At 74.4% G+C, this 11854-nt stretch carries 10 protein-coding genes; 7 read left to right on the top strand and 3 right to left on the bottom strand.

Annotation, left to right across the window (positions count from 1 at the left end):
• Positions 1-39: 39 nt before the first annotated feature.
• The 7 genes from DXZ73_RS17430 to DXZ73_RS17400 all read left to right on the top strand — a co-directional run bounded on the left by DXZ73_RS17430 (position 40) and on the right by DXZ73_RS17400 (position 10164).
• A complete protein-coding gene (locus DXZ73_RS17430) occupies positions 40-912 on the top strand; it encodes a Cgl0159 family (beta/alpha)8-fold protein (RefSeq protein ID WP_116211918.1) in 873 nt (290 codons plus the stop codon).
• Between the two features lie 39 nt (positions 913-951).
• Positions 952-1827: a 5-deoxy-glucuronate isomerase gene (gene iolB, locus DXZ73_RS17425; protein ID WP_116211917.1), complete on the top strand. Its 876-nt coding sequence runs from the start codon at positions 952-954 to the stop codon at positions 1825-1827.
• Positions 1824-3704, top strand: a complete 1881-nt coding sequence (gene iolD / locus DXZ73_RS17420; protein WP_116211916.1) for a 3D-(3,5/4)-trihydroxycyclohexane-1,2-dione acylhydrolase (decyclizing) — start codon at positions 1824-1826, stop codon at positions 3702-3704. The genes iolB and iolD overlap by 4 nt, the downstream gene beginning before the upstream one ends.
• Positions 3705-3763: 59 nt before the next feature.
• Positions 3764-5257, top strand: a complete 1494-nt coding sequence (locus DXZ73_RS17415; protein ID WP_116211915.1) for a CoA-acylating methylmalonate-semialdehyde dehydrogenase — start codon at positions 3764-3766, stop codon at positions 5255-5257.
• Between the two features lie 74 nt (positions 5258-5331).
• Positions 5332-7428, top strand: coding sequence for an FUSC family protein (locus DXZ73_RS17410; protein ID WP_116211914.1), 2097 nt, complete (start codon positions 5332-5334; stop codon positions 7426-7428).
• Positions 7429-7492: 64 nt separating this feature from the next.
• On the top strand, positions 7493-9190 hold the full coding sequence (locus DXZ73_RS17405; RefSeq protein ID WP_116211913.1) for a sigma-70 family RNA polymerase sigma factor: 1698 nt from the start codon (positions 7493-7495) through the stop codon (positions 9188-9190).
• A 77-nt stretch (positions 9191-9267) separates the two neighbouring features.
• Positions 9268-10164 (top strand): LysR family transcriptional regulator, encoded by an 897-nt coding sequence (locus DXZ73_RS17400; RefSeq protein WP_116211912.1) that lies wholly within the window; start codon positions 9268-9270, stop codon positions 10162-10164.
• 456 nt (positions 10165-10620) lie between these two features.
• Here DXZ73_RS17400 and crcB (DXZ73_RS17395) read toward each other — a convergent pair whose 3' ends face one another.
• Genes crcB (DXZ73_RS17395) through crcB (DXZ73_RS17385) form a run of 3 tightly spaced genes read right to left on the bottom strand, consistent with a single transcriptional unit; the run spans position 10621 to position 11800 of the window.
• Positions 10621-10983 carry a fluoride efflux transporter CrcB gene (gene crcB / locus DXZ73_RS17395; protein WP_116211911.1) on the bottom strand — a complete coding sequence of 121 codons (363 nt, stop codon included), beginning with the start codon at positions 10981-10983 and terminating at the stop codon, positions 10621-10623.
• Positions 10980-11336 (bottom strand): DUF190 domain-containing protein, encoded by a 357-nt coding sequence (locus tag DXZ73_RS17390; protein ID WP_116211910.1) that lies wholly within the window; start codon positions 11334-11336, stop codon positions 10980-10982. The genes crcB (DXZ73_RS17395) and DXZ73_RS17390 overlap by 4 nt, the downstream gene beginning before the upstream one ends.
• A complete protein-coding gene (gene crcB, locus DXZ73_RS17385; protein ID WP_116211909.1) occupies positions 11333-11800 on the bottom strand; it encodes a fluoride efflux transporter CrcB in 468 nt (155 codons plus the stop codon). Before crcB (DXZ73_RS17385) ends, DXZ73_RS17390 begins: the two co-directional genes overlap by 4 nt.
• Positions 11801-11854 lie beyond the last annotated feature (54 nt).

Genomic DNA, 11854 nt, shown 5'->3' with positions numbered 1-11854 from the left:
AGGCGTCCGTCGTCAACATCCGCCAAGCCGAAGGTCATCGTGAGAATCGACATCGCCGACCTGGTCAACGTAAGGGCCGCGCACCCCGAAGCCGTCGCCGAAGCCGCCGCGCGCCGGCTTCGGCGGCCGCTCGTCGGGGACAGCGGGCGGCTGATGATCATCGCCGCCGACCACCCCGCGCGCGGCGCCCTCGCCGTCGGGGACCGGCCGTTCGCCATGGCCGACCGGGCCGGGCTGCTGGAGCGGCTCTGCCTCGCGCTGTCCCGGCCCGGCGTCGACGGGGTGCTCGGCTCCGCCGACGTCCTCGACGACCTGCTGCTGCTCGGCGCGCTGGAGGACAAGGTCGTCATCGGGTCCATGAACCGCGGCGGGCTCGCGGGCGCCGCGTTCGAGCTGGACGACCGGTTCACCGGGCACCGCCCCGAGGACCTGGCCGGGCTCCGGTTCGACGCGGGCAAGCTCCTGCTGCGCATCGACCACGACGACCCCGGCTCGCTGCGGACCCTGCACTCCGCGGCCCGCGCCATCGACGACATGGCCGCCCGCCGGCTGCCCGTCTTCGTCGAGCCGTTCCTCTCCCGGCGGGTGGCCGGCCGGGTCCACAACGACCTGGGCGCCGAGGCCGTCACCACCTCCATCGCCATCGCCTCGGGGCTCGCCGGGACCTCCGCGTACACCTGGCTCAAGGTGCCCGTCACCGACGACCCCGCCGACATGGGCCGGGTGCTGGAGACCACCACGCTGCCCACCGTGCTGCTCGGCGGCGACGTCGGCGGCGACGCCGCGTACGAGAAGTGGCGCGCGGCCCTGCGGCTGCCCACCGTGAAGGGGCTCGTCGCCGGCCGCTCCCTGCTCTATCCGGCCGACGGCGACGTGGCCGGTGCCGTCGACACGGCCGTAGGACTGCTGTGACGCTTGTGCCCCACACGGCGTCAGGAGAGACGAGAACTCATGACCTTCGCCACCCATCACCTCCCGGCGGGCAGCGCGGCCGACGGCCCGTACGTCCTGGACATCTGGCCCGAGCAGGCCGGCTGGAGCCACTCCTCGCTGCGCGTCCTCACGCTCTCGCCCGGCTCCACGCACACCTTCACGGCGGGTGACAGCGAATGGATCGTGCTGCCGCTGGCCGGAGGGTGCACGGTCACCGTCGACGGGCAGTCCTTCGAACTGCACGGCAGGAAGAGCGTGTTCGAGGGCGTGAGCGACTTCGCGTATGTGCCGAGGGACGCGCGGGTGACCCTCGGCTCCGGCGCGGGCGGCCGGTTCGCGCTCGCCGGGGCGCGCTGCGCGAACCGGCTGACCGCGCGCCACGGCCCCGCCTCGAACGTCCCCGTGGAGCTGCGCGGCACCGGCAACTGCTCGCGGCAGGTCAACAACTTCGCCGCCGCCGACGCCTTCGCGTGCGACCGGCTCATCGCCGTCGAGGTGCTCACCCCCGGCGGCAACTGGTCCTCCTACCCGCCGCACAAACACGACGAGCACCACCCCGGCGAGGAGTCCCGCCTGGAGGAGATCTACTACTTCGAGATCGAGGGCGACGCCGGGCTCGGCTACCAGCGGGTCTCGCCCTCCCGGAGCGGTGGCACGGACGTGCTCGCGGAGGTCCGCACCGGCGACGCCGTGCTGATCCCCGACGGCTGGCACGGCCCGTCCGTCGCCGCCCCCGGCCACACCATGTACTACCTCAACGTCATGGCCGGGCCCGGCGCGGAACGGGAGTGGCTCATCCGCGACCACCCCGACCACGCCTGGATCCGCGCCACCTGGCCCGGGCAGCCCGTCGACCCCCGGCTGCCGCTGTACACCGCGGGAGAGGCCCGATGACCGTTCCCACCCGGCGGCTGACCGTCGCCCAGGCCCTGGTGGAATTCCTCGCCCACCAGTACACCGAGCGCGACGGCACGGGGCAGCGGCTGATCACCGCCTGCTGGGGCATCTTCGGCCACGGCAACGTCGCCGGGATCGGCCAGGCGCTGCTGGAGTCCGGCGACGCCATGCCCTACCACCAGGGCCGCAACGAACAGGCCATGGTGCACGCCGCCGTCGGCTACGCCCGCCACCGCGACCGGCTCTCCGCCCACGCCGTCACCACCTCCATCGGCCCCGGCGCCACCAACCTCGTCACCGGCGCCGCCCTCGCCACGATCAACCACATCCCCGTCCTGCTGCTGCCCGGCGACACCTTCGCCACCCGCCCGGCCGACCCCGTCCTCCAGCAGCTCGAACACCCGGGCGCGGGCGACATCTCCGTCAACGACTGCCTGCGGCCCGTCTCGCGGTACTTCGACCGGATCACCCGCCCCGAGATGCTGATCCCGGCCGCCCTGGAGGCCATGCGGGTGCTCGCCGACCCCGTCCGGACCGGCGCCGTCACCCTCGCCCTGCCACAGGACGTCCAGGCCGAGGCGTACGACTGGCCGCAGGAGTTCTTCGCCGACCGCGTCTGGCACGTGCGCCGCCCCGCGCCCGACCCCGGCGCCCTCGCCGAGGCCGTGGCGGCCGTACGGGCCGCCCGCCGCCCGCTGCTCGTCGCCGGGGGCGGCGTCCCGCACAGCGGCGCCTACGACGCCCTGTCCGCGTTCGCCGACGCCACCGGCATCCCCGTCGCCTGCACCCAGGCGGGCAAGGGCTCGCTGCCCCACCACCACGCCCGCGACGTGGGCGGCCTCGGGCACACCGGCACCGCCGTCGCCGACGAACTCGCCCGCACCGCCGACCTCGTCATCGGCGTCGGCACCCGCTACAGCGACTTCACCACCGCCTCCTCGACCCTCTTCGCCGCGCCCGGAGTGCGCTTCGTCAACCTCAACATCACCTCCTTCGACGCCCACAAGCTCTCCGGCCTGCCCCTGGTCGGCGACGCGCGGGCCGGGCTTGAGGCGCTGCTGGAGGCACTCTCCGGTCACCGCGTCCCCGAGGAGTACGAGCGGGAGTACGCCCGCGGCAAGGCCGCCTGGGACCAGGTCGTCACCCGCGCCTTCTCCTGGACCGACCGCGACGCCCGCCCCACCCAGGCCCAGGTGCTCGGCGCCCTCGACCGGGTCGTCGACCCCTCGGACGTGATCGTCAACGCGGCCGGCTCGCTCCCCGGCGACCTCCACAAGCTCTGGCGCGCCCGGGGCCGCCGCGACTACCACCTCGAATACGGCTACTCCTGCATGGGCTACGAGATCCCCGCCGCGATCGGCGTCCGGATGGCGAGCCCCGACCGCCCCGTCTGGGCGCTCGTCGGCGACGGCACGTATCTGATGATGCCGACCGAGCTGGTCACGGCCGTGCAGGAAGGGATCGCCATCAAGCTCCTGCTGCTCCAGAACCACGGCTACGCCTCCATCGGCGGGCTCTCCGACGCCGTCGGCGGCGAGCGCTTCGGCACGGCCTACCGCTTCCGGGCCCCCGACGGCACGTACACCGGCGACCCCCTGCCCGTCGACCTCGCCGCCAACGCCGCCTCCCTGGGGATGTCGGTGCTGCGCGCCCGGACCAACGGCGAGCTGGCGGAGGCACTGGCCGAGGCGCGCGCCGCCACCCGCCCCACATGTGTCTATGTGGAGACCGAAACGGCCGACACAGTGCCGGGCGCGCCCCCTGCGCAGGCGTGGTGGGATGTGCCTGTCGCCCAGACCGCGACCCGTCCCGCGGCGGTCAGGGCCCGGGAGGAGTACGAACGGCACGTGGCCGGACGGCGCCGGTATCTCTGAGGGCCTTCCGCCCGTCCGTCTCCTGTCCGCCAAGTCATCCTCCAGAAGGGCTCCCGAAGATGAAGACCGTGCACCACTGGATCGGCGGCAAGGCCGTCGAGGGCACCTCCGGCACGTTCGGGCCGGTCACCGACCCCGCGACCGGGGAGCGGACCACCCGGGTCGCCTTCGCCTCCGCCGAGGAGGTCGACGCCGCCGTGGCGGCGGCGAAGGAGGCGTACGCCACCTGGGGCACCTCCTCGCTCGCCGCCCGCACCGCCGTGCTCTTCCGCTACCGCGCGCTCCTCGACGCCCACCGCGACGAGATCGCCCGGCTGATCACCGCCGAGCACGGCAAGGTCCACTCCGACGCGCTCGGCGAGGTCGCCCGCGGCCTGGAGATCGTCGAGCTGGCCTGCGGGATCACCACGCAGCTCAAGGGCGAGCTGTCGTCCCAGGTGTCCAGCGGTGTCGACGTCGCCGCGATCCGGCAGCCCCTGGGCGTCGTCGCGGGCATCACGCCCTTCAACTTCCCGGCCATGGTGCCGATGTGGATGTTCCCGCTCGCCATCGCCTGCGGCAACACCTTCGTCCTCAAGCCGAGCGAGAAGGACCCCTCGGCCGCCTTCCTGCTCGCGGAGCTGGCCGCCGAGGCGGGCCTGCCGGCCGGTGTGCTCAATGTCGTCAACGGCGACAAGGTGGCCGTCGACCGCATCCTGGAGCACCCCGACATCGCGGCCGTCTCCTTCGTCGGCTCCACCCCGATCGCCCGCCACATCCACACCGTGGCCACCGCCAACGGCAAGCGCGTCCAGGCACTCGGCGGCGCCAAGAACCACATGCTCGTGCTGCCCGACGCCGACCTCGACGCGGCTGCCGACGCCGCCGTCTCCGCCGCGTACGGCTCCGCCGGCGAGCGCTGCATGGCCATCTCCGCGGTCGTCGCGGTCGGTGCCACCGGCGACGCGCTCGTGGAGAAGATCGTCGACCGCGCCGGGAAGATCAAGATCGGCCCCGGCGACGACCCCGCCTCCGAGATGGGCCCGCTCATCACCAAGGCCCACCGCGACAAGGTCGCCTCCTACGTGGAAGGCGCCGCAGGACAGGGCGCGCGGGTCGTCCTGGACGGCACGGGCTTCACCGTCGAGGGGTACGAGAACGGGCACTGGATCGGCCTGTCCCTCCTCGACCACGTCGGCACCGGCATGGACGCCTACCGCGACGAGATCTTCGGCCCGGTGCTGTGCGTGCTGCGCGCCGACACCTACGAGGAGGGCCTCGCCATCGTCAACGGCTCGCCCTGGGGCAACGGCACCGCCATCTTCACGCGGGACGGCGGCGCGGCACGCCGCTTCCAGCTGGAGGTCCACGCGGGGATGGTGGGCGTCAACGTCCCGATCCCGGTGCCGGTGGGCTACCACTCCTTCGGCGGCTGGAAGGACTCCCTCTTCGGGGACCTGCACATCTACGGCAACGACGGCGTGCACTTCTACACCCGCGGCAAGGTGGTGACGACCCGCTGGCCGGACCCCTCGGAGAGCGGCGTGGACCTGGGCTTCCCCAGCCACCGCTGACGGCCGGTAATGCCAGGTCACGCCGTCGCGGACCGGAGCGCCGGTTCGCGACGGCATGATCGTAAGCTCAGGGCATGACCTGGTCGAGCGCCCTGAGAGAGACCGTGCGGACCGGTCTGACCGTGGAGCGCACCAAGCTGACCCCGCTCGTCGCCCTCCGCGGCGCGGCCGGGGTCGCGATCGTGGTCGGGCTGACGCTCTGGCTCGGCACACCCACCCTCGCCGTCTCCTCCGCGTTCGGCGCCTTCGCCGCGGGCCTGGCGACGTTCCAGCGGAGCTGGCGGCCGCGGCCCGTGCTGGCGCTCGCGGTGGCGGTGGGGCTCGGCATCAGCACGTTCCTGGGCTACACGGCCGCCGCCGACCATGTCCTGTTCGCCACGCTGCTGGCGGTGTGGACCCTCTTCGCCGGCATGGCGTGGGCGGTCGGGCCGGTGTCCGGGCTCGTCGCCACGCAGACCATCGCCGTCATGCTGGTCACGGTCACCCTGCCGACGTCCGTACTCGGCGCCCTGGAGCACGCCGGGCTCATCGCCGTCGGCGGGCTGGTCCAAGCGCTGCTGATCGTGCTGCTGCCCGTCCGCCCCTGGGGCCTCCAGCGCGACGCGCTCGCCGACGCGCTCGCCGCCGAGGCGGACTACGCGCGAAGACTCCGCCACGACCCCGTGGCCCGCTTCGACCCGCAGCCGCTCATGGACGCCCGCGAGGCCGCCGAGCTGACTCCCCGCCAGGCCCGCAGCCGGCCCCGCCAGCTCGGCGGTCCGCGCGGGGTCGCCGAGCGCATCCGGCCGGTGCTCGCGTCGATCGCCGACCCGGTGCTGGGTGCCCCGGCCGAAGGGCCCGAGCGCGACCGGGCCCGCGATCTGCTGGCCGCCGCCGGGGCCGTCCTGGACGCCGTCGCCCGCGCCATCCGCTGGGGCAGGCCGGTGCGGCTGCCGCCCGAGGCGGTGGCCATCCTGCAGGTGCCCGCGTCCGGGCCGATGCTCAAGGGCCCGGCCCGCCGCTCCGCGTACCGGCTGATCGCGCTGCTCGGCGACGCCGTGGACGCCACCGACGAGCCGGTCCGTTCGACCGGACCGGCCGCCGGCGAGGAACACCGGCACCTGCTGCGGCCCTCGGTGCCCCGCCTCGTGCCGCTGGCGCTGCGCGCCCTGCGCCGCGAGGCGCGCTGGTCGTCACCGGTCGGGCGGCACGCGGTCCGGGTGACGGTGGTCGTGCTGGTCGGCTACGCGCTGGGCACCGCGCTGCCGCTCGGACACGGCTACTGGGCGCCGATGACCTCCGTGATGGTGATGCGGCCGGACTTCGGCCAGACGTACTCGCGGGGCATCGCCCGCTTCGCCGGGACCGTCGTCGGCGTGCTGATCGGCGGGGCGCTGGTCGCCGTGGGCCACCCCGGTCCGTGGGTGAACGCGGGCCTCGCCGTGCTGTGCATCGCGCTGATGTACCTCCTGATGAACACCGGCTACAGCGTGGCGTCCGCGTGCATCGCCGCCTACGTCGTCTTCCTGCTCGGCATCGCGGGCGGGGACTGGTCGCAGACCGTCCAGGCGCGGGTGGCCCTGACCCTGCTGGGCGGGCTGCTCGCGATGGCCGCGTACGCGCTCTTCCCCACCTGGGAGACGCCCCGGCTGCGCGACCGGCTCGCCGACTGGCTGACCGCCAACGGCCGTTACAGCCTGGCCGTGCTCCACGCGTTCGGCAACCCGGCCGAGCGCCGCCCGCGCCGGGTGCGCGAGGCGCTGCTGGACTCGCGGGCGGCCCGTACCGCCTGGGACGAGGCGGCGGCCCGCGCCCTGACCGAGCCCGTACGGCACCGGGGCATCTCCCGTACGAAGGAGCGCACGGCGGAGGCGGCGCTCGCCACCATGGGCCGGGCCACCATGCTGATGGAGGCTCACCTCCCGGACCGCGACGCCGAACCCTCCAAGGGCGCCGAGGCCTTCGCCGAGGCCCTCAAGGCGGCCCTCCCGGCCGCGGCCGAAGCCGTACGGGAACGCGGCCACCTGGACTGGACGGGCCCCCGCGCCGTGCTCACCGCCTGGCAGGCGGAAGTCGGTGACGAGGGCGTCGCCGTGCGCGGCGCGGACCTCCTGCTGGACGCCCTCGACGAACTCGCAGAAGGGCTGTCGCCCGGCCCCGGCGGGCGCAACCGGGCGGCCCGGAGGCCGTGATCCGGCACTGCTGAAAAATTTCCTCTCCCTTTTCTGTTATCCCGCGCGGCGTCCCACGTCTCCTATGTGTCGGACCGAACGGAAAAGCGAGAAGGGGTGGCGCGGCGTGAAGAGTGACAGCGTGGCCGTGGTCGAGGCGGCGCGGGCCGGGGACCCGGCGGCACAGGACGAGCTCGTCGCCGACTGCCTGCCGCTCGTCTACAACATCGTCGGACGGGCCCTCGACGGGCACGCCGACGTCGACGACGTGGTCCAGGAGACGATGCTGCGGGTCATCAACGGCCTGGACGAGCTCCGGGACCCCGCCCGCTTCCGCTCCTGGCTCGTGGCCATCACGACCAACCAGATACGCAGCCACTGGCGGGCCCGCCCCGAGGCGCCCGTCAGTGGCCTGCAGGAAGTCGCCGAAGTCCCCGACCCCCGCGCGGACTTCGTCGACCTGACCATCGTGCGGCTGGGCCTTTCGGGCCAGCGCAGGGAGGTCGCGGAGGCGACCCGCTGGCTCGACGAGGGCGAGCAGACCGTGCTGTCCCTGTGGTGGCTGGAGGCGGCCGGCGAGCTGACCCGCGCCGAGGTCGCCGCCGCGCTGGAGCTGTCGCCCGCGCACACGGCCGTCCGCGTCCAGCGCACCAAGGAGCAGCTGGACACGGCGCGCGGCGTCGTACGCGCCCTCGGCGCCGCACCGCGCTGCCGCGAGCTCGCCGAGCTCGTCGCACCCTGGGACGGCAACCCGTCCGCGCTGTGGCGCAAGCGCATCGCCCGGCACGCGCGGGCCTGCGGGGCGTGCGGGGGTGCCTGGTCCGCGCTGGTCCCCGCGGAGCGGCTGCTCGTCGGCCTCGGCCTGGTGCCGGTGGCGGGCGCGCTGCTCGGCTGGTGGGGCGGCGGGGCGGTGCTCCACACGCGGCCGGTCGCGGCCTCGGCCCCCGCTCCGGGCGCCTCCCGCGCCTCGCGCGCCGCCCGGCACCGCACCGGCGGCAGCCGTACGCACGGCCACCGGGCCTCCTCCCGGTCCCGCACCGCGAAGCGGGCCGCCGCCGGGGCCGCCGCCCTGGCCGTCGTCGCGGGCGGTGTGCTCGGCGGGATGTACCTCTTCACCGACTCCACGGACCGTAAGGACCGGCCCGTCTCGGCCGGGGACGAGATACCCACCCAGGTGAAGGCGCTGGACGCCTCCACCGGCGCCCTGCCGCCGAGCGCGTCGCCCTCGCCCCGGGCGAGCGCCTCCGCGAGCGCTTCCGCCAAGCCGAGCGCGTCCGCCTCGGCCTCCGCCCCGGACACTGCCACCAGCGAGGCACCCGAGCCGAAGAAGGCGGACCCCACCACCGACCGCCCCGCCCCCAAGGCCCCCTCGGCCCCCAAGCCGCCCGCCGGGCCCGGCGGCGGCTCGCTCGGGCAGCAGGTCACCGCCCTCGTCAACGCCGAGCGCGCGAAGGCCGGCTGCTCCCCGGTCACCGAGAACGGCACCCTGGACCGCGCGGCGCAGGGCCAGTCCGACGACATGGCCGCCCGCAACTTCTTCGACCACACCAACCCCGACGGCGCGGGCCCCGGCGAGCGCATCACCGCCGCCGGGTACCACTGGAGCACGTACGGCGAGAACATCGCCTACGGGCAGCAGGACCCCGCCTCGGTCATGGACTCGTGGATGCACAGTGACGGGCACCGGCGGAACATCCTCAACTGCTCCTTCAAGGAGATCGGCGTCGGCGTCAACCACGCGCCGGGCGGACCCCGGTGGACCCAGGTGTTCGGGGCGCGCTGACGGGCCCGCCCGGGCCGGCCGGTGAACATCGATGCCGGAGCCTGTCTCGATAGGTTCCGGCTATATACGATGCGCGGGTGCAGTTCCAGCAGCTCCGCTACTTCACCACGCTCGCCGAGGTCCGCCACTTCACGCGGGCCGCGGACGCGCTGCACGTCGCCCAGCCCTCGCTGTCCCAGCAGATCCGCGCCCTCGAACGGGAGCTGGGCGCCGAGCTCTTCCACCGGGCCCGGGGCAACATCACGCTCACCGACGCGGGCGAGGTCCTGCTGCCGCTCGCCCGGCAGATCCTCGCGGACACCGAGACGGCGCGCCGCGAGGTCCAGGAGGTCGTCCAGCTGCGGCGCGGCCGGGTGCGCCTCGGGGCGCCGCCCAGCCTCTGCGCGAGCCTGGTCCCCGATGTGCTGCACGCCTACCACGCGCGCTACCCGGGCATCGAGCTCGTGGTGGACGAGGGCGGTTCGCAGGACCTCGTCCGCACCCTCGCCGCCGGCGGGCTCGACCTCGCGCTGATCATCACCCCGCTGCCCGTCGGCGGCCCCGCCCTGGCCACCACCGAGCTCCTCCGCGAGGACCTCGTCGTCGTCACCGCCCCCTCGGCGCCACCGCCAACCCGGCGCAGCGCCATCCGGGTGGCGGAGCTCGCGGACCGGCCCATGGTGATGTTCCGGCGCGGCTACGACCTGCGGGAGATCACCACGGCGGCCTGCCGGGCGGCCGGTTTCGAACCGTCCTTCACCGTGGAGGGCGGCGAGATGGACGCGGTCCTCGGCTTCGTCCGCGCGGGCCTGGGCCTCGCGGTCGTCCCCGGCATGGTGGCGGCCCGCTCGGGCCTGCGGGTCACTCCGTTCGAGGGGACGCGGATGCGGCGCACGATCGCGGTGGCGCACCGCAAGGATGTCGCCCCACCACGCGCGGCGCGCGAGCTGCGCGGCGTCCTGCTGGAACATCTGGCTGCGCCGCCGCCGGGGTGACCGGGTGTGGGGTGCGGGTCCGTTGCCGCCTGCGGCGGGCTTGTTCCCCAGCCCCGCCCCTTCCCGAAACCGGGGGAGACCCCCGGCCCCCCAGCGCCCTGCGGGCGCGTCCTCAATCGCCGGACGGGCTGATTTCGCTGGCTACGGTCCGCGAAATCCAGCCCGTCCGGCGTTTGAGGACAGCGCGCGAAGCGTGCTTCGGGGTCTGGGGCGGAGCCCCGGTTTCGGGAAGGGGCGGGGCTGGGGAAACAAACCCGCCGGCCTGCACCCGGGCACGGGTCCGGGGCGGAGCCCCGGCCTCGGCGGAGCCGAGCATCAGATGCTGTGGGAAGGGGCGGGGCTGGGGAAACAAACCCACCGGCCCGCACTCGGGCACGGGTCCGGGGCGGAGCCCCGGCCTCGGCGGAGCCGAGCATCAGACGCTGAGGGAAGGGGCGGGGTGGGGAACAAACCCGCTCAGCCGACGACCGCCTGCCCCAGCGCCGCACCCACCCACGCCGCACCCAAGCCGCACACGAGACTCGCACCCACATTGGCCACCGCATAACCGGCAGCGCCCTCCTCCGAGAGCCGCAGCGTCTCGTACGAGAACGTCGAGTACGTCGTCAGCGCGCCGCACAACCCCGTCCCCAGCAGCAGCTGCACGTGGGAGGAGACGGCCGCGCCCGTGAGCGCGCCCAGGATCAGACAGCCCACGACGTTGACCGTGAACGTGCCCCACGGGAAGACCGAGTCGTGGCGGGACTGCACGGCGCGGTCCGTGAGATAGCGCAGGGGCGCGCCGACCATGGCCCCGGCGACGACGACGATCCAGTTCACGCCGCGTCACCCGGCTCCCCGTCGCGACCGGTACAGCGCACGACCTCCACCTCGTCGAGCAACACGAGCCCCTCGCCGACCAGTTCGTCCAGGGCGGGGACGAAGGCCCGTACGCGCTCCTCGGTGTCGACGATCACCACGGACACCGGCAGGTCCTCGCTCAGGGACAGCAGCCGCGAGGTGTGGACGACGGAGGAGGCGCCGAATCCCTCGATGCCGCGGAAGACGCTCGCGCCCGCCAGCCCCGCCGCGTGGGCGCGGTGCACGATCTCGGAGTACAGCGGCCGGTGGTGCCAGGTGTCGGACTCGCCGACGACGACCGTCAGCCGGAGTGCGTTGCCGTGGAGTCTCATCGTGCCCTCCGGCGCAGGAACAGCCGGGTGAGGTTCGCCGCCGCCCACACCGCCGCCAGCGCGGCGAGCAGCGTGCCCGCGAGATAGGCGAGGGCGGTCGCCGTGCGGCCGTCGTCCACCAGCCGCCGGATGTCCACCGCGTACGTGGAGAACGTGGTGAAGCCGCCCAGCACCCCGGTGCCGAGGAAGGGCCGCAGCAGCCGGTGCGGTGCGGCGAGGTCGGCGATCACCACGAGCAGGACACCGATCAGGGCGCAGCCGACGGTGTTGACCAGGAGCGTGGTCCAGGGGAACGCGCCCCGCGCGGTCGGCCACAGCAGCCCCGCGCCGTAGCGGGCGGCGGCTCCGGCGCCGCCGCCGAGGGACACCGCGCAGACGACGGGCCACTGCCCGGGCGCGGCCGGCCGGCCGGGGGACGGCGTACGCACCGGGGGAGTGTCCGCGACGGCCCGTGACGAGCCCATGAAATACGCCTCCTACTCGCGCGGTGCCTGCAAGTAGGGACCGTTGGCGGCGCC

The sequence above is a fragment of the Streptoverticillium olivoreticuli subsp. olivoreticuli genome, from assembly GCF_003391135.1.
Classification (GTDB): Bacteria; Actinomycetota; Actinomycetes; order Streptomycetales; family Streptomycetaceae; genus Streptomyces; species Streptomyces blastmyceticus.
This window is presented reverse-complemented; position numbering and strand designations above follow the sequence as displayed.